The following is an 18,035-nucleotide window of genomic DNA, read 5'->3' on the forward strand; positions in this document are numbered from 1 at the left end:
AATAATTATGGACCAACAGAAACTACAGTAGTTGCGACCAATTATAAAGTATCAAATATTTTAGAAGACAATATTCCCATAGGTAAACCTATTGCTAATACTCAAGTTTATATAATGGATAGCGATCATAACCTTTTACCAATTGGTGTCGTTGGTGAAATTTGTATTGGAGGGTCAGGTTTAGCCCGTGGCTATCTTAACGATCCAGAAAAGACTTCATCTAGTTTTATAAGTAACCCTTTTGTATCAGGAGGTCGAGTTTATAAAACGGGCGATTTAGGCAGGTGGTTATCAGATGGTACCTTAGAGTTTATCGGTAGGGTAGATGATCAGGTAAAGATTAGAGGCTACCGTATCGAGTTGGGAGAGATCGAGAGTGTATTATCTCAAGACTCACAGATAAAGAGTTGCTGTGTTTTAGCTAGAGAAGATGTAGATGGCAACAAACGTTTGGTCGGTTATGTTGTTGTAGAAGGGGATTTCGATAAGAAAGGTATTCAAGAACGATTAAGAGAAAAGCTACCAGATTATATGGTTCCTCAAATATGGATAGCCTTGAGCGAGATGCCTATAACCAGTAATGGCAAGATCGATAAGAAGGGGTTACCAGAACCTGATAGTACTCAATTATCAGCACAGGAATATGTAGGTCCAAGAAATGAGAGAGAAACGCAATTGGTAAGTATCTGGCAAGAGTTGTTAGGTATTGAAAAAATAGGTGTTCATGATGATTTCTTTGAGTTGGGAGGGCACTCTATATTGGCAATAAAATTGATTTCTCGAGTAAATGTTGTATTGAATACAGTGTTAAATATTTCTGTTTTGTTTGAATATTCAACTATTTCGTCATTATTAGAAAATATAGCTTCAGCAAATTTTAGTGAAAGTAAAATACTAATTGCATTGGAAGAAAGAGGGAATCAAAATTCAATATTTTTCACTCCGCCAGTTGGTGGAACAGTTGGTTGCTATCGGGACTTAGTTCAATTAATAGGCAAAGATCAACCAGTATACGCATTTCAATGTTCGGGATTAGATGGACAAGCTTCAGTTCCAGAATCTGTTGAAGAAATGGCTTCTATGTTTATTGAAGAAATGCAAAAAATAAAACCAGCAGGACCCTATCGATTAGGAGGGTATTCTTTTGGAGGAAGAGTTGCATTAGAAATGACACTGCAATTGAGATCAGAAGGATTTGAGGTAGAAGAATTATTGATTATTGATGCAGAATTTCCTAAGCTAAATAATGACATTCAGGAAGAATTAGATCACGACAAAATGTTTCGAGATTTTTTATATGAAGAAGTAGATGAGATAGGTGAACTATTCGGAATAACGTTACCGCTATCAGATTCAGTTCTTGAAGGTGCATCTAAGGAAGAACAAATAAGTATAGTGTGTAAATGGATAGAAGATTCAGGGTTAGCAATGACAGAAAATGAAATAAGAGGGCATTTAGAGGTCGTTTTTAGCAACACTATGTACAGCTATGTACCCAATATTAAAGAAAAACTAGATACTCAAGTTGTTTTGTTTAGAGCATTATATGTACCTGTAAAATTAGAAACAGAAGAAGGTACCGAAATAAGTATTATAGATAATGATATAGCGGAATTTGATTATGGATGGAATAGATATACTAATAAGGAGGTATTGATAAATGCAATACCTACAACTCATCCTAAAATATTAGATCAGCCTTATGTCAATGAAATTTCTGAATATTTAATTAAAAAGATGACTACAGAAAAAACTGATGACATGATTTATTCTTTAGAAGAATAAGAATTGTAATGTATTTGTACATTAAATCTGGGTTCTACATTAGAATTTTGTCATGAAGGCCTCAAAAAAAGCAAAGTGATAGTATTTTGAAGTAGTTGAAACATGGAATAGATTTTCTAATGCATAATACGAGTTGAACTTGAATTTGATTAGTGTTTTCTTAAAGTAAGGATAGTATTCCTTTGATCAAATTAATAAAAATAGCGAAACATTACCTTTGGAATAATTGAAATGTGTAGTAGGTTCTTCCAGTACATAAATCGATGTTAATAGAATATACTCTTACCAAAAAAAGTGTTTTATAATTATAAAATAGTTACAAAATAATTATTAAATAAATAATGAAAAAATATCTTGTGTATACTGCGTTAATAATGATTTCATTATTAGGCACCGATTTAACTGATTTTGCTTTAAGTGTTTGGGTCCTTAATCAACCAGGAGGCGCTATTAAATCGTATTCTGTTATTTGGTTTTTTGAGGCGGCTCCAGGAGTTTTTTTAGCTCCTTTTATAGGTGGTTTTGTAGACCGATGGAGCAAAAAGAAAATGATTATCTATGGTCAATTAGTAGCAGGTATTGGTAGTGTTGTATTGATGTTTCTTCATTTTAATGGACAATTACTTCCTTGGCATATTATGGTTGTTTCTGGAATAGGTTCCATTGCGAGCATGTTTGTTTTTAGTGCTTTTTATGTAGCTACTACAGCACTAGTTCCCAAAGATAAATTAATGAAAGCACAAGGTATATCTACTTCGATATATGCAGCCATTAGTATGGGGGTTCCTATTGCTGCACCAGTCTTGTACAAAATGATAGGGATGAGTAGTATATTTTTTATAGATGCAGTTACATTTTTAGTATCAATAGGGGCTTTTTTAATTGTACGTTTTGTAGCGTTACCAAAGTCAGAAGAACAATTTAGTTTGCAAAATGATTTAAAAGTAGTAAAAAGGTTTTTGCAAGAAAGAAAAGGAATTGTACACTTATTTGTCTTTTTCTTTATTGGTAATTTTTTAATGGGTTTGGTTCAAGTATTATTTACCCCATTAATTTTAGACTTTTCTAATGAATATGTACTAGGAGCTGTATTGTCTGTTGTTGGTATTGGTGCAGTGGTTGGAGGAATAGTTATGGGTAGCGGAAAAAGTTTTAAAAGGCCTATACGAGCAATTCTTTTTATTAACATTCTTGTAGGGATTATTCTTTCTTGTCTATGGATTGATACTAATCCTTATGTTTTAGCATTTGGTGGTATGCTTATAGTATTATTATTTACTGTTATGGAGGTGATCAATGATGCTTTTTTTCAAACAGTTGTTCCTGTGAAAATGCTAGGAAGGCTATCAGGTTTTGAAGGTTTAATTGTAGGAGGAGCGGCTCCTTTATCTTTTTTATTTGCTGGAGTTTTGGTAGATTATCTAAAGAAGAATTTAAATTATTTTTCAGAAGAGCAGCTTCATTATTTCCCAGGTACTGGTATAACCATGTCAATAATGATAATATTTAGTATATCAGGGATCTTCTTGATCTTAGTTTCGTCTTTATACAGTAGATATAAACCTGTTAAATCCTTGGATATATTATATAATACAGAAATAAAAGAAGAAATAAAACAAAAGGAAAAAGAAGCGGCAATACCTGAGATTAATCATTCAGAGATATACTAATGAATACAGCTCACCTTAAATATCTCTCGTAATATATGCAGCAGTATTAAAATGGTGCTTAAAATACAGTACTAAGAAATAGAACTATTAATAAAAAGTCAAACAATTTAGCATTTAAAAATTTAATTAACTAAAAATATAATAAAGATGGATTTTGGAATAATGTTCTTCTCTAGTAGTGAAGATTCTTTGTCAGGAAATATATATGACTTAATAAAAAAAAGTGCCATTTATGGTGATAAAAATAACTTTTCATCAGTTTGGATTCCAGAACGACATTTTACCGAATTTGGAGGCATATACAGTAACCCAGCAATAGTTCACGCCGCATTAGCAGGTATAACAAATAAGATTCGACTTAATAGTGGGAGTGTCGTGATGGCACTTCATGATCCAATTCGTGTCGCAGAAGAATGGGCAATGGTAGATAATCTATCAAATGGTAGAGTAGGGTTATCTGTGGCATCGGGATGGAACCCTAATGATTTTGCATTTTTTCCGGAGAATTATAAAAATAAACATAAGGTAATGTATGAAGGAATAACAGTGGTTAAGAAGCTATGGAGAGGTGAGTCTATTGAGCGATTAAGTGGTAATGGAAAAAAAGTACCTATCCGTATATACCCATCTATCGTGCAAAAAGAGATACCGTTTTATATCACTGTTAGCGGAAATTCAGATGGATTCAAAAATGCAGGAAAGTTAGGATTTAATATCCTTACATCATTATTAGATCAAACTGTTGAGGATTTAGCAGAGAAAATAAAAATATATCGAAAAGCTCGATCCGAAAATGGTTTTGATCCCCAAACAGGTAAGGTTTCTCTAATGTTACACACATTTATTGGACCAGATGATGTAACTATAAAAGAAGAAGCAAGAGTTCCTTATTGTAATTTTCTAAAAAGAAATAAGAAAATATTTGAGGGTATGGCATATAATAGAGGAAGTGATTTTTCTTTAAATGATTTATCAGAAGAAGATTTGGATGAATTTTTAGATTTCCTTTATGAGAGATTTGCTAATACTAAAGGATTGATCGGTAGTCCAGAATCTTGCATAGATATGGTGAGAAAAACGAAAGAAGCAGGAGTAGATGAGATTGCTTGTCTATTAGATTTTGGGCCAAAATCTGATAGGATATTGGAAAATTTGAAATACCTCAATGAGCTTAAAAAATCATGTATGGATTTAGTCGTTCTGTCGCATTAAATATAAAGGTCTGTATTTTAAAAAGAGAATCTGATTTCAAGAAGCCAGAGTATATAAAATTTTAAACGTTGAAGATTTAGGGGTGTCAGAGATATTCATTTTTCCTATATAGACTCACCAAAATTTATGCATAATTAGAATTTGTTCCCTAAAATTATATTATGATCCACTTTTAGGCATGATCCACTTTAAGGATTGGACAATAATATTTAAGCAAGTTCAAGTACCAAATCGAGATAAGAAGTTCTAAATAAAAAAAACCTCTAAATCAAATGATTTAGAGGTTTTTTTAGTGACCGGGCTGGGCTCTAACCTATTGTTCAAACATCAGTATTTATAAGCCATCTGCTAATTTTTACATGCGTTGTTGACGAATTGTGAACCTGTTTAGGAGTGTGTTTAAGGTTTTGCGACTTTTTGATAATGAGTTAAATAAAGATTTTTGGGTGTGGTTAAGAGGTGTTAAACTCACATGCGTAATTATAATTAAAAAGGACTCAGCACATTTTACTTCTTTCCGCTGTTCTAAATTTCTTGGATTTACGATTAATCCAGAGGCAATATATTCATACAACATCAACGCAATTTAAACTCGTAAAAACTCCTATCAAAAGACTACGGCATAATCAGGCTCGTACCTCGCTCTTTTTATTCCGTTTCCTTTTGAGCTGAGATTTTTTCTTCCGTTTGGGGTTTGCTTAAATATTGTTTAATTAAATTTTTAAAATCATGGAAACAAAAGTGAAACAAAACGGAACCACAAAAAAAGAAAGTGTAACTACTAAAAAGGAAGTACAGAAAAAACTAACCGAAGAAGCAGTAGGTAAAAAAACGATTATTGAAAAAGTATTGGAGTCCGAAAAAAAGCATATTAATTTAGAAGACAGAATTCAGAATTTTGAAAAGTTAAGAGGTTTGGCATCACAACGAGAACGATTAACAGAAACTCTAAATGAGCTTATGAAGTTTAATTATAATCAAGATGATTCGGCATCTTTTTATATAAAGGATTCTAGAAACTTAGAATTTAAGACCACCAATACTAACTTGATAAAATTGGTTACCACACATTTACAATCTACGTTGCAACAACGTAAATTAGAAATAGAAGGAGACATTGTAAAGTTTGAACTTTAGTAAATCTCATTAAGGTAAAAGGAGAGTTTGCTCAATAATAGGGCAGACTTTCCTTTTTTGTTTAACATAAAATCAATAGTTATGTATTTAAATAATTTACAGCAAGATGAAATTTTTGTTTCTTCAGAAATGAAACCGTTAAAGAGCCTGACTCAAATTCAAACCCGACGAGGACTTGAAAATGCTATTATATCCAATGGAAAAATTGTTAATGTGGTTTCTAATGACTATGGCCATATACCAAATGAGCTTTTCTTTAAGAAAGCCGAACAGATGCTTGTCGTTGAAAATATTAATTACCATAAACGAAGTATTAACAGAAATGATAGGTCATTCATTACAGATTTTATTATTGACGGTAAAAATCAATTTACATTAAAAAATCAAGAAGATTTGATTCTGCCGATGCTACGTTTCAAAAATTCGTATGACGGTAGTGAGAAAACATCAGGGCATTTTGGCTTTTATCGCAAGGTATGTTCCAATGGATTGCATATTTCACAAGTCGAGATTGAGTTTTCAATAAAACACAGCAAAAACAATACACATCTTATCATGCCAAGGCTAAATGGCTTATTTGAGAAATTTCTAGACAACGAATTTTATAGCATTGTTAAGAAATTTGACAAAATGAAAGACTTTAAAATAGTAGATACTAAAGAATTTGTTCGAAGTATTCTTGAGAAGACAAAATTGTTTAGATATGAATGCAGTGATAAAAACAATACCCCTTCTAAGAAATCTAGAGAAGTCATTGAAATCTTGAATTACGAATCTTTACTGGTTAACTCATGTTTAAAAAGCCAAGAAAACCTCTTAATTTTCGATAGGCTACTTTTTTATGATCCTTGACTGTATTGATGGATATGGATAATTGATCTGCTATCTCATTATTGGTATAATCTTCGATACTCAATCTAATAACCTGAGCCGCTTTTTCTGGCAGTTTACTAATGGCTTTATCTATAACAGTTTTTGTTTCTATAACGAGGACTTCAGACATATAAAATTGACCCGTTTCATAGGCTTCCAGATTTGCAAGCTCATAACGTTCTGTCACTCTATACTGTTTACTTTTTAAATAATTGAGACATTTATTTTTAACGGCTTTATAAAAAAAACCTGTGGTATGGTTTTCACTATGAAAAGTAATTTTATCTTCCCAGACTTTAACAAATACTTCCTGAACGACATCTTTTGCGAGATCTAAATCGCTAAGGTACTTGTATGCAAACACACATAGTTGGGGGTATAAACTCTCGAAAAGCTGTTTGTAACTCTTACCATTAAGGATTAATTCCTTTCCCTTCCCTCTCATGGTTTTAAATTAAGGTGCTTTTCGGCTTTATCCTCTGGGTTATCTATAATCTTATTGGTTTCAATGCAGGATTCTATATTTTTAGCCACGGTATAAATACAAATCAATTTTCTATTCTCTTTTCTTTTGTTGTAGTATTCTGCAGGAAAGGAAGCAAAGAATTGATCAAATTCTTTTTCCATTAACAAATGGGTTCCTGTATCGTATTTTAAATCGGCTAAAATGATTCCAATGACTTTCAAGGCCATTTTGAAATGGCTTTTTACTTCACCTTTAAGGGGTGTTTGATTAATCAAAAGTGCTAAAGAATTTGAAAGTGCATGGTGTGTCAAAATCAAAATTTCTCGTGAATAATTGGTTTTGTTTTTTTTCATGGATTAAATTTTAAGTTGTACTTGTCCCACTTTGAGTGAGGCTAATCTTACTAAAAAGTGGAATCTATGTTGTATGTTGAAGTTGCCAAAAAAATGAGATAAACACCCATTAAAGCCTGTAATGTGTAGAAACAAAAAGGCGTGGAACTCAACTTGTCGAATGGAGGTACTGGTATACCCTGAAAACGATAAGAGAGCCCACGCCCGGGAACGTGAGCCAATCTACTTATCATCTCGTTTTCATAAAAAATTACCAGTTTTCCATTCGAGATTCAAAGCAATTGCTTCAAATATTTTTTATACAGAAGAATTGCAAATATATGTATTTAAGTACAAATATATTAAAAAAAATAACACAACCATATATGTATGTGTAAATTCTTAGTAAAAACACGTGATTGCCTTATATATTAGCATTAGAATGAGGTTTGAAATCATAATATCATATTTAGATTATTATATAATTGAAAGAGTGATTGAATTAAGGGCTAAATCAAAGCCATATATAGGTCAAGTAACTTTAGCTCACAAAATTGGAGTATCCGAAGGTTACATGGGAAAAATTGATAACCCTAAAGAGCATGCCAAATATAATATACGGATGTTAGGGAGAGTAGCAATAGTCCTTGGGTTAAAATCCTATAAAGACTTATTTCCAGATAAAGTTTATGAACATGATTTAGTTCGAGTTATTTATGAGGAATCTAAGTCATACTCAAATAAACATAAACCTGATAAAACAGGTAAAATCCAAAGAAAATATAAATCGATATCGGTCACCCCTCTTAGCGAAAAAGAAATAGAACAATGGAAAAAAGAAGGTAAGCCTTATTTAAAGAAAATAAAAGAATGATATAAATGTCAGTGATTTTATAACTGACAAAGGTTTAGAAGTTCATCCTTAAGAGCTACTTTATATTGATTTTGAAATTGAGAAAAATTGATTCCTTTATAGCCTCTTTAAAGGTTCTCATTCCGAAACGTTTTTCTTCTCTTCATAAAAATTGTATTTAACTAAAAACTTATCGTACATTTTATATAGTTTATGAATCTTTATTTTTTCAAGGGGCTATGGTTTTAATAAACTCTGATCTAAAAATTCCATTCAGCACATTTCCCTAGATTTCGTTGCTCTACATTTCAGGAAAATAGCTTCTTTAGCAAAATTCTTGAACACAATCCTAAAGTTTAAAATTTTCATTACATGCTTCTTTCTGAAGTACACAGGTCAATCCATTCCCAATTCTAAACTTTAAGATTAAGTCTGCTTTAATAGGAATTAAGTATTTGCATTTAGTTCCACTTCCTATGCTTTTGTATTTCACAAGCGGTTTAGACTCACATCCGTAAGCCATCACCGCTATCCCTTTTTTTGACAGCAAAATAACAATATTCAACTTTGAACGACAGCATAACCAGGCTCGTTCCTCGCACTTTTTATATGTCTTAACAAAGTTGAATATTGAAAAGCACCAAGCAACAAAAAGAAGGTAACAGTGACGGCTCTATGGGAAGTAAATCTAAAATAAAGCTTATGAAATCTTACAAAATCAATAAAAAGGAAGCGGAACAAAAGTTAAACCTGCCTGCCGAGAGAGGCAGGAAACAAAAAAAGGAAAACGCTCTGGATATAATAAGTAAATCAATTTTTTAAATAAATATTAATCTTTAAATTTTTTAATTATGAGTACACTAAAAAACAAAGTACAGTTAATCGGGAATGTTGGAAATACACCCGAAATCAAGATCCTAGAAAACGGTAAGAAAGTCGCTAATTTTTCAATGGCTACGAATGAATTTTATAAAAATTCTGATGGAGAAAAAACACAGAACACCCAATGGCATAATATAGTGGCTTGGGGTAAGATTGCCGAAATCGTAGAAAAATATGTAGACAAAGGAAAAGAAGTTGCCATAGAGGGCAAATTGACTTCTAGAAGCTATGAAACCGAAGCAGGGGAGAAAAGATATGTAACCGAAGTGGTAGCTAACGAAATTTTGTTGTTAGGTATTAAAGGCGAAGAACATGCTAGTGAATAGCTAAAAAAATAAAGAGGGCGTTACTATGGAAAGGCGCGCCCTCTTTTTCATTTATAACCTTTTAAAAAAAATTACAATGAGTGATAAAGTTAACGAAATAAAAATTAGTTACATAGGGAATGTTAAATTTTCTATGTGGGAAAAAGTTAGGAACTCAAAAGATTCTGCTGATCTCTTATTTGAAAATTGGGATAAGGATACTATTGGTGTTTATGAATCATTTAAAATACTATTGCTTAATAATAGCAATAAAGTTAAAGGGATCTACCAAGTTTCACAAGGTGGAATAACAGGTACTTTAGTAGACTTAAGAATTTTATTTGCGGTGATCTTAAAATCTTTATCCGTGGGAATTGTCTTATGTCATAACCATCCGAGTGGGAAATTGATACCAAGTGAATCCGATATCAGACTAACAAAAAAAATTAAAAATGCAGCGGATCTATTTGATGTAAATGTTCTCGATCATTTAATTATTACTCCAAATGGAGATTACTACAGCTTTGCTGATAATTCAATTATATAAACGGCTACAATTATGAGTATGTGTTTAATATTTGAATAAACGCAGCATGCCTAACAGCTCCTTAACAAACCAAGGGGCTGTTTTATTTACTATGTATGTTGATTGTTAAGTGGATCGAACACTTAACAATCAATTAGGGACTTGGCTTTTTAGTAAGAATTAAGTCAGCCTAAAGAAAACATAAAATAAGATTGGCACTAAGGTAAACTCGCGACTATTTCCTTCAAATTTATCTGCATGAAAAATCGGCACCTCCAAAGGCACCTCCAATTTTTCACTTGAAAATTTGAGACAAATAGTCGCTTCCGTTTGGAACCCGCACAAATATTGTTTAATCAAATACATTGTAAATTATGGAAACAAAAGTAAAACGCATACTGGAAATCCCAGCAAAAAAACACGAAAAGGAAATTGTAGATGAAAATAACAAAGCAAAAAAGTCCTTTTTACTGGTTATCGACTTATGGTTTTTTCGGTTTGAATATTCCAAAGAGGTAGATCCAAAAGAAGAACAATCTTAAAGATTGTTTTTTCAATTTAAAACCCTCATTTTGAGGGTTTTTTTTATGTTACTTTTTTTAAAACTGATGTTTCTAAAACTGCATTTCTTCAGATTCATTTTATTTAAAGCCAATTCAATTCAATTGGCAACAAAACACGTTTTTATTATAGTAGAATTGAATCTATATTTAGATAAGCCAAATCATAGAGGTAAGGTATGATCCATTTTTGTTGTGATTTGACTTTCCTAATGGACCATACATATAGATTACCAATTAAAAGAAAAGCAGCCGACTTTTTAGTCGTGCTGTTCGGAAATTCGTCCCTAAAGGGACGAAATTGGAGAAGCAAGAGGGTAACCCGCTCCGCGAGGTTACGAAGGTTTTAATTTTTATAAATGACTTATAATCAGTTTATTGAAAATAATTCGATAATTTAAAATAAACAAAAGGACTTGGTTTTTTAGTAAAAAACGACGCCAGCCCTTTAAAATCAATGAATTTTTTACTAAAAAATGGATAAAGGCTATGAAAAACAGCAATTTGAGACCTTAAAAATTAAGGCTCCCGTGGCTAAAAAATTTAGACGCTTTTGCAGAGCCATGTCTGGATCTCAATCCATGACTTTATTGTTGATGATTGAATTTTTTGAACATAATGGCATCTCCCCAAAAGAATCCATCGGTCCACAAATGCAAACATTAGAAAGCCTTATCAAAAAAAGAATTAATGGGGTCATTGCCATCATGAAGGACATCGAGAAAAACCAAACCAAACCCACGGTCGCCATGATGCAATCTTTATTTCAAGAAGCAGAACCTAAAAAGAAACCGTTGCTTTTAGAAAAAGAAGCCAAAAAAAAGAAGGCATCACTTCTTAAAAAATAATAAAAAGATTAAATCTATGTATTTCAGTATTTCAGCACAATCATTAGGCGGACACTTTTCCCAAAGTGTTTCAGACTTTGTGGCCTATTTAGAGAAGGAAAATCAAGGTATAGCACTTGAAGAGCGCGAATATTTTTTTAATCAATATGGCGATGCATATTCTACGCAACAGGTTATTAAAGACATTGATAGCAACACCGCAAAACTCAAAAAGAACGAACCCAAATTTTATAGCATTATTGTAAGCCCGAGCAAAAGAGAACTAAAACAATTACAAAATAGTAGTAAAGCCTTAAAACGCTACACGCGGGAATTGATGAAAGACTATGTCACGGCTTTTAACCGAGAAATCAATGGCAACCCTGTTACTATTAATGACATTAAATATTATGCCAAAATAGAACACACGCGCCACTTTAAAGGTACAGATAAGCAGGTCATGGAAAACCAACCTTTTGCCAGTAAGATTTTAAAACTCAAACAAGACATCCGAAAAATAGAGAGAGGTACATTAGAAGGTAGCATCAAAAAGCACAAACGAACCATAGCTAAATTGGAACACAGCGCACCACATAGACAAAATGGCAAGCGCATCGTGCAAGGCATGAGAAAAGACGGCAATCAAAGCCATATCCACATTATTGTTAGTCGGAAGGATGCCTCCAATTCGGTAAGTCTGTCCCCTGGGAGCAAATACAAAGCCTCCGATGTCATGATCGATGGTAAATTGGTAAAACGCGGCTTTGATAGAGATTCTTTTTTTAGCAAAGCAGAACAAACTTTTGACAAGACCTTTGCATATAAAAGGAATTACGCCGAATCCTATGTGGCAAAAAAAGACTTTATCAAAAATCCAAAGTTCTATTTTTCAACCCTATTGGGATTACCAACCCATGAAAGAGCATTGGCTTTTAAAATTCTGGGAAAAGCAGGAGTGCCACTAGCCAGTATTCCAACGAATCAAGTTCAGCTCGCCTTGAAAACCATTAGAATCTTAAAACGCGGTATCGATATCGCCATAAAATCGGGATCCATTGGGATCTAATCATTCATTAAAAAAAACAAATACCATGCAATCTTTTAATCTTACAATCATTTTACTGACGCTATTCACAGCATCAGCTCTTTTTTATGCATTATACAAACTATCCAGATATGCGTTTGCCCTAAATTCATTACTGCTCCTAAGTGGTTTTGGAGCCCTTTTTTTAACCGCACCCACATTTTTTAACAAAACAGTTCTTGTTATTGGATGCCCCTTACTACTTATCAATTTGCTTATGTATGTCTTTCTTCATGAAAAAGGGAGTACAAAACCTTCCGAAAAAATATATAGGGTACACTTTAAATTAAAACGGGGCAAGCTGGTCATCCAAAATATCAAACGCGGCGCCTCCATTATAGGAGCTGCTGGAAGCGGGAAAACAGAAAGTGTCGTTTATAATTTCCTGCAACATTTTAGCAAACAGCATTTTTCTGGTGTGATTCATGACTATAAGGATTTTGAAATTACTGAAATGGCATACCCGCTTTTTAAAGCTCACAAGATCCCTTTTTATATTATTTCTTTTGATACCATTTATCATCGTGTCAATCCCATCGCCGCTAGATATATGGAAAATGAAGAGAGTGTCAATGAAGTATCGCGGGTTCTGATTGAAAATTTATTGGAACAAAAGGAATCTGGAACCAATACCTCTGGTAAGTTTTTTACTGATGCTGCTGAAGGGATCATAGGCGGGCTTATCTGGATACTCAGAACCAACTACCCCGAGTATTGTACCCTACCACATTTAATAGCCATCTATCAATATTTAGATACCGATAGTCTCATCACACTTTTGGAATCTAATTTGACGTCAAAAGCTATGGCCAATGCCTTTATTAGTGGTAAGGGGTCTGACCGCCAAACGGCGGGTGTTAAAAGCACCTTAGCCAATGCCTTAAAAAAATAAGCTCAAAACAGAGTTTTATGTCACTATCGGCTGATGAAGTACCACTTGATATTAACAGACAAGAGTCATCTGGGGTTATTTCGGTGGTCAATAACCCCAAGCTTGAAAACGCCTATGCACCGCTGATTGCGACCGTTATGCATACCATAATCAAACAGATGAGCGTGCGGCACCAAAAACCTTCTTTTTTATTAATGGAAGAAGCGTCCACCATTCGACTTTTAAATATGCAGCGCATACCTGCCACGCTTAGAAGCTATAACATTGCGACCATTTATGTGATGCAGGATAAAGTTCAAAATGATATCATGTATGGCGATAAGGTCAGTAGGGCTATTTTGAGTAACCTATCCTATCAGTTCTTTGGGAAAGTAAATGATCCAGACACGGCAAAATACTACGAGCGCTTTTTTGAACTCATTAAAATGAAAACTACGAGCATCAATAAAGGACATAACCTGAGTTTTGATACCAGAGTGACTAAAGGTGAAAAGGAAGTATCAAAAGTACGGGCAGATATATTCTTTAAATTAGAGCCTGGAGAATTTATAAGTTTTGCCGATGGCAATGACCAAAGAGTGCAATTCAAATTACAGAAAATCGTAAAGGAATTGCCGAAAGCAAAAAAATATTCAAAAAAAGATCTTAAAAGGAATTTTAAACGCATTCATAGAGAGGCTCAATCTTTATTTGGGAAATAATTAGGCACTAGTAGTTAAAGTTATTAGTTTTGGTACGTTTAATATTTATCACTGTTTGCCATCACTGCCAATGGTAATACCTGATTTTGATAGTTTCTCAACATCAGAATAGGAGAGACCTGTATAACAAGAAAACACAAACATGTCTCTAACCACCTTCAACCTGTCAAAATATAATTCTTTGGTGTAAAAATTGATTAGCGTTTAAATACGTTTCTAAACTGATAAAAGAAACGTTCAATTAAACGCAAATCTTCTGTAATAATTTCTGCACTGCCACGCATCTCTTGTTTAAAACCTATTTCTTTATTATATGAAGTTATTAGCTTTTTTGGTAATGCAACATCAATAATATATAAGCCATCTTTATTTGGAATAAGTGATATGTTTTTTACTTTTCCTTTAAGTATCCCAAACTCGACCTCTGGATAGTTTTCCAATTTAATGTTAACAATTTGTCCCATTTTAATTTTACCTGAATTCTGTGCAGGTGTTTTTAATTTCGCTATAAACGAAGCACCTTCACTAGGAATAATAGTAAACACCAAATCGCCTTGATTTACAGTTTGATTGATATTCCAATAGTTTAAAAAAGAGACTTTACCATTAATGTCAGATTTTAAAACGTATAGCTGCTCCCAATCCTTTAGAGCTTTCTTTAACTGATTAAAAGATTGAATAACATTTTTAAGCAAAGTCATTTCTTCTTTAACTCTATTTATTTCTGTCCCTCTGGAGTTTTTTTCAGCCTTACTAATACCTTCTTTTATTTGAGAAATTGAAGCTTCAAAATTTTTATAATTACGCTTAGATTGAGCAAATTCTAGTTGTTTATTCTCATAATCTTGTTCAGAAATGATGCCTTTATCAAAAAGAGTTTTGCTGCGTTTTAGATCTTTAACTTTAAAATCTAATTCCGTTTTATTTATGTCCTTTTGAGACTGAAGGTTTTTTAATCTTCTGTTAAGTTCAGAAATAGAATATCTATCAGCCAAAGCATCATTCGAAAATGGTTGTAATTCTTTGTTTAGTTGGTACTGAATGTAACTGTTTTCAAATAAGGCATATTGAGAATCTATATCGCCTAAAAACAACACCGGTAAATTATCAAATGGAAACTTAAAAGACTTCGTATCAATTTTTAAAGTATCAATAATAGCCTTTAATTTAAAAACATCCTTATAATTTGCTGTGTTTTCAATAACGGCTAAAGTTTGATTCATATTTACAAGTTCATTGTCTTTAACTAAAATGGCATCAAGTTTCCCTGTTGTTTTTGCATACTCTTTTTGTGGTGGCACTTCTGTTGTAATTAATGCTTCGGATAGAATAATATCTGGATATCTAACAACCCAGGAAAGAAGTAATAGCAAAATAATTAAGACAAAAAATAAAGTGCTTCCCCAACGTATCATCCAACGTGGCACCTTAGTAAGTATTTCTTGTACTTCCTCGCTTCTTAATGCTATATCTTCTAATTGTTGCGACATAATCCCTATTGTCTTTCAGACATTTCCCCAAAGGGGAATGTGTTATTGCTAAAATTATTAATTACCTAGTTCTAATTGGTTTTTAATCAAATGATAATAATTACCTTTTTGTTTTACTAATGTATCGTGGTTACCAACTTCAACAATATTACCCTTATCTAATACGACTATTTGGTGGGCGTTTCTTACTGTACTTAATCGGTGTGCAATAACTACAACTGTTTTATTTTCAAAGAAGGTGTTTAATTTTTCCATAATTACTTTTTCGTTATTAGTATCTAAAGCACTTGTTGCTTCATCAAAAAACAAAAAATCAGGATTTTTATATACGGCTCTTGCTATTAATAGGCGTTGTTTTTGTCCTGTACTTAGGCCTATACCTTCCATACCTACTTTGGTATTGTATGATAGGGGTAGGGTTTCTATAAAATCTTTAATATTAGCCACATTAACTGCGTGGCCTAGTTTTTTCTTGTCAATATAATCCTCGCCAACGGCAATATTATTGGCAATCGTATCACTAAAAATATAGCCCTCTTGCATAACAACTCCACATGTATCTCGCCACGTTTTATGAGATACATTTTTTAAATCGAAGTTCCCAATTTTGATTTGTCCTTTATTAGGGTCATAAAATTTTAAAAGAAGTTTCATTAATGTGGTTTTGCCACTTCCGCTAACACCAACAATGGCAGTTATCTTATTTGAAGGTATTTTTAAATCCAAATCTTGTAATACCATTTGATCTGAACCTATATACCGATACGATACATTATTAAGATTAAAATCGGAGCTTTTAGAGATCTCATTTACTTGCTTATTATTCTGTTGCTCTTCGTCCTCTTTGTTATGGATTTCGGAAAGACGCTCTAAAGAAATCTTTGCATCTTGAACTTCTCTAACAAACTCAATAAGTTGAGCAATAGGCGCATTGAGTTGTCCAACTATATAACTAATGGCAAGCATCATTCCTAAAGTTATTTCTCCATCAATAACAAGTTTGGCTGATAATACGGTTATTAAAATATTCTTTAATTCATTTAAAAATCCAGAACCTACACTTTGGTACTGTTCCAATGCCAAGCCTTCAATAGACACCTTAAATAATCGTGCTTGTAAAAACTCCCAACCCCATCGTTTTTGCTTCTCTGCATTATGAAGCTTAATTTCCTGCATCCCATTGATAAGCTCAATAACTTTACTTTGTTCCTGACTTACTTGTGAAAAGCGTTTATAATCTAAATCAGCTCGCTTTTTCAAAAAAATAATAATCCAAAGAAAGTATAGAACACTGCCAATAATAAAAATACCGAAGATTTGTAAATTATAATACCCTAATACTAAACTAAACACAGCTAGATTAACTAAGGAGAACAAGACACTTAATGATGATGTTGTAAGCACCTGTTCTATACGTTTATGATCATTAATTCGTTGTAAGATATCTCCTGTTACACGTGAATCAAAAAAGGCAATTGGAAGGTTCATGAGTTTGATGAAAAAATCTGATACCAATGAGATATTAATGCGTGTACTCAAGTGTAAAAGAATCCAACTTCTAATCACTTCTATAGCCGTTTTGCCTATAAACAGAGCTAATTGGGCAAAAAGGATTAAGTAAATAAAGTGAATATCTTGATTTTTAATACCAACATCTACTATGCTTTGGGTAAGAAAAGGAAAAATAAGTTGCAACATACTTGCACCAATTAACCCAATGACTAATTGCCAAAGAAACTTTTTGTATTTAAGTACATATTTTAATAGAAAAGATAAACCAAGGCTTCTTTCTTTTTCTTCAAAATTAGTATCATAGAATTTTGGGGTAGGCTCTAATAGTAGTGCTACACCTTCTTCAGTATGATCTTTAGCATTGTTTCCTATCCAATGTTTTAAAAACGCTTCTTTAGTATATTTTAGTAAACCATGAGCGGGATCTGAAATGTAAAAGATGTCCTTTCCTGCTTTATATAGTACGACATAATGGTTTTTATTCCAATGTAGAATACATGGCAAGGGGGCTTCCATCAATTTATCTAAAGAAATTTTTATTCCTATAGAGCGAAAACCCAATTGTTCTGCTGCTTCACTTAAGCCTAATAAACTACTTCCTATACGCGTTGTTTCACTTAAAGCACGCAATTTTTGAAGTGAAATGATCTTTTTATAATGTTTGGCAATTATTTTTAAGCAGGTTGGGCCACAATCTTTGTGGTCATGTTGTTTATAATGGGGGAATTTCATCAATAATAATATACTCTAAGAATTCAAAGAAAAGGTTTTATTAATTAAACGACAATCAAATGCATTTATATATGGCTCTAGTTTAAAATTGCGTTGAAATTAATTTTTCATATTTCAATCCAATATTTTGATATTTTTGATATGCCTTAATATCTTCGGATACTTTATTAATGAAAGCGTTTAGCTTATCATTTCT

The 18,035-nt window shown here is 32.6% G+C and carries 17 protein-coding genes and 1 pseudogene; 13 read left to right on the forward strand and 5 right to left on the reverse strand.

Annotated elements, in window-relative coordinates; genetic code table 11:
- From Q4Q40_RS23800 to Q4Q40_RS23820, 5 genes are all read left to right on the forward strand, one after another.
- The coding region (locus Q4Q40_RS23800) for a thioesterase domain-containing protein (RefSeq protein ID WP_303304559.1) at positions 1–1,785 on the forward strand (1,785 nt) is incomplete at its 5' end.
- Positions 1,786–2,126: 341 nt separating this feature from the next.
- Entirely contained in the window at positions 2,127–3,455 is a 1,329-nt protein-coding gene (locus Q4Q40_RS23805) for an MFS transporter (protein WP_303304560.1), read from the forward strand.
- A 147-nt stretch (positions 3,456–3,602) separates the two neighbouring features.
- On the forward strand, positions 3,603–4,667 hold the full coding sequence (locus Q4Q40_RS23810) for a MupA/Atu3671 family FMN-dependent luciferase-like monooxygenase (protein ID WP_303304561.1): 1,065 nt from the start codon (positions 3,603–3,605) through the stop codon (positions 4,665–4,667).
- A gap of 729 nt (positions 4,668–5,396) precedes the next feature.
- Positions 5,397–5,804: a hypothetical protein gene (locus Q4Q40_RS23815; protein WP_303304562.1), complete on the forward strand. Its 408-nt coding sequence runs from the start codon at positions 5,397–5,399 to the stop codon at positions 5,802–5,804.
- A gap of 81 nt (positions 5,805–5,885) precedes the next feature.
- A complete protein-coding gene (locus tag Q4Q40_RS23820) occupies positions 5,886–6,656 on the forward strand; it encodes a DUF932 domain-containing protein (protein WP_303304563.1) in 771 nt (256 codons plus the stop codon).
- Here the strand turns inward: Q4Q40_RS23820 and Q4Q40_RS23825 are convergent.
- Both Q4Q40_RS23825 and Q4Q40_RS23830 read right to left on the reverse strand, forming a co-directional pair.
- Positions 6,589–7,122, reverse strand: coding sequence for an RNA polymerase sigma-70 factor (locus tag Q4Q40_RS23825; RefSeq protein WP_303304564.1), 534 nt, complete (start codon positions 7,120–7,122; stop codon positions 6,589–6,591). The two genes, Q4Q40_RS23820 and Q4Q40_RS23825, sit on opposite strands and share 68 nt — an antisense overlap.
- Positions 7,119–7,496: a hypothetical protein gene (locus Q4Q40_RS23830; RefSeq protein WP_303304565.1), complete on the reverse strand. Its 378-nt coding sequence runs from the start codon at positions 7,494–7,496 to the stop codon at positions 7,119–7,121. Before Q4Q40_RS23830 ends, Q4Q40_RS23825 begins: the two co-directional genes overlap by 4 nt.
- 421 nt (positions 7,497–7,917) lie before the next feature.
- Here Q4Q40_RS23830 and Q4Q40_RS23835 point away from each other — a divergent pair, with 421 nt between their 5' ends.
- Entirely contained in the window at positions 7,918–8,349 is a 432-nt protein-coding gene (locus tag Q4Q40_RS23835) for a helix-turn-helix domain-containing protein (RefSeq protein WP_303304566.1), read from the forward strand.
- A 328-nt stretch (positions 8,350–8,677) separates the two neighbouring features.
- On the opposite strand, the gene Q4Q40_RS23840 is transcribed toward Q4Q40_RS23835, so the two are convergent.
- A complete protein-coding gene (locus Q4Q40_RS23840; RefSeq protein ID WP_303304567.1) occupies positions 8,678–8,878 on the reverse strand; it encodes a hypothetical protein in 201 nt (66 codons plus the stop codon).
- Between the two features lie 80 nt (positions 8,879–8,958).
- Here Q4Q40_RS23840 and Q4Q40_RS23845 point away from each other — a divergent pair, with 80 nt between their 5' ends.
- From Q4Q40_RS23845 to Q4Q40_RS23875, 7 genes and pseudogenes are all read left to right on the forward strand, one after another.
- Positions 8,959–9,150 (forward strand): hypothetical protein, encoded by a 192-nt coding sequence (locus tag Q4Q40_RS23845; RefSeq protein WP_303304568.1) that lies wholly within the window; start codon positions 8,959–8,961, stop codon positions 9,148–9,150.
- 29 nt (positions 9,151–9,179) lie between these two features.
- Entirely contained in the window at positions 9,180–9,536 is a 357-nt protein-coding gene (locus Q4Q40_RS23850) for a single-stranded DNA-binding protein (protein WP_303304569.1), read from the forward strand.
- Positions 9,537–9,612: 76 nt separating this feature from the next.
- Positions 9,613–10,062: a JAB domain-containing protein gene (locus Q4Q40_RS23855; RefSeq protein WP_303304570.1), complete on the forward strand. Its 450-nt coding sequence runs from the start codon at positions 9,613–9,615 to the stop codon at positions 10,060–10,062.
- 353 nt (positions 10,063–10,415) lie between these two features.
- Positions 10,416–10,583, forward strand: a complete 168-nt coding sequence (locus Q4Q40_RS23860) for a hypothetical protein (protein ID WP_303304571.1) — start codon at positions 10,416–10,418, stop codon at positions 10,581–10,583.
- A gap of 494 nt (positions 10,584–11,077) precedes the next feature.
- The gene (locus tag Q4Q40_RS23865; RefSeq protein WP_303304572.1) at positions 11,078–11,449 is read left to right on the forward strand and encodes a BfmA/BtgA family mobilization protein; all 372 of its coding nucleotides are present in this window, start codon (positions 11,078–11,080) and stop codon (positions 11,447–11,449) included.
- Between the two features lie 16 nt (positions 11,450–11,465).
- Positions 11,466–12,494 (forward strand): MobB family relaxase, encoded by a 1,029-nt coding sequence (gene mobB / locus Q4Q40_RS23870; protein WP_303304573.1) that lies wholly within the window; start codon positions 11,466–11,468, stop codon positions 12,492–12,494.
- Positions 12,495–12,519: 25 nt separating this feature from the next.
- Positions 12,520–14,105 (forward strand): annotated as a pseudogene (locus Q4Q40_RS23875) (type IV secretory system conjugative DNA transfer family protein).
- Positions 14,106–14,302: 197 nt separating this feature from the next.
- Here the strand turns inward: Q4Q40_RS23875 and Q4Q40_RS23880 are convergent.
- Both Q4Q40_RS23880 and Q4Q40_RS23885 read right to left on the reverse strand, forming a co-directional pair.
- Positions 14,303–15,595 carry an HlyD family secretion protein gene (locus tag Q4Q40_RS23880; RefSeq protein WP_303304574.1) on the reverse strand — a complete coding sequence of 431 codons (1,293 nt, stop codon included), beginning with the start codon at positions 15,593–15,595 and terminating at the stop codon, positions 14,303–14,305.
- Between the two features lie 57 nt (positions 15,596–15,652).
- Positions 15,653–17,842, reverse strand: coding sequence for a peptidase domain-containing ABC transporter (locus tag Q4Q40_RS23885; RefSeq protein WP_303304575.1), 2,190 nt, complete (start codon positions 17,840–17,842; stop codon positions 15,653–15,655).
- Between the last annotated feature and the right edge of the window lie 193 nt (positions 17,843–18,035).

It is taken from the genome of Flavivirga jejuensis, assembly GCF_030540765.1.
Taxonomy (GTDB): Bacteria; Bacteroidota; Bacteroidia; order Flavobacteriales; family Flavobacteriaceae; genus Flavivirga; species Flavivirga jejuensis.